We start from the raw sequence: 891 nt of genomic DNA, 5'->3' as shown, positions 1-891 counted from the left end.
GGTTAAATCAACAAATCGCTACAACCTCTCTTACTCAACTTTGTAGTCAATTAGAAACTTCAACAGGAATTTTATTAAGTCCTGAGGGACTGAATCGACGATTTAACTCGGCTTCTGTAGCCTTCTTTCGAAATGTATTTACTTCACTTCTACAAGCTAAAATTGGAGGATCATCTACAATTTCTCATTCTCTTTCTGCTTACTTTGAGCGGATTCGCATCCTTGATTCTACAACCTTTCAAGTTCCAGATCGATTCGCAGCTACTTATCCTGGTGCCGGAGGCTGTAGTCATACAGCTGGTGTGAAAATTCAATTAGAGTATGACTTGTTGAGTGGAGAGTTTTCTGATGTGAAAATTGAACCAGGAAAACGAAGTGATCAGGCATATGGGGCGACTCGAATGGACATGACACAAAAGAATGAACTATATATTCGTGACTTAGGGTATTTTCGTTTACAAGACTTTAAATCGATCCAAGATAAGGAAGGGTATTATTTATCGCGTCTTAAATTACCAACTAAAATATATAGAAAAGAATTCGAAACAGTGGTATTTAAAACAAAACCTGCTCAATTGAGACCGGTATATATACAAATTCATTTGGAAGACATCATGAACCAATTACAACCTGGCCAAGTGTATGAATTACATGATGTATATGTAGGGAGCAAAGACAAACTACCCACTCGCATTGTGGTTTATAGATGTACAGAGGAGCAAAAACAGAAGCGTCTACATGATCGAGCTATTCGTGAAAAGAAAAAAGGGATTACATATACAGAGCGTACGAAACTTTTACAAGGAATTACGGTATATATGACAAACATTCCTACGGAATGGGTACCGAAAGAGAAAATCTATGATTTATATTCACTGCGTTGGCAAATTG

At 37.1% G+C, this 891-nt stretch carries 1 pseudogene; it reads left to right on the top strand.

What is annotated here, in order from left to right:
* Positions 1–891: pseudogene (locus MR155_RS31225) on the top strand (IS4-like element ISBce2 family transposase); the annotation flags it as partial.

The organism is Bacillus cereus group sp. BfR-BA-01331 (genome assembly GCF_022663915.1).
In the GTDB taxonomy this organism is placed as follows: domain Bacteria; phylum Bacillota; class Bacilli; order Bacillales; family Bacillaceae_G; genus Bacillus_A; species Bacillus_A mycoides.
This window is presented reverse-complemented; position numbering and strand designations above follow the sequence as displayed.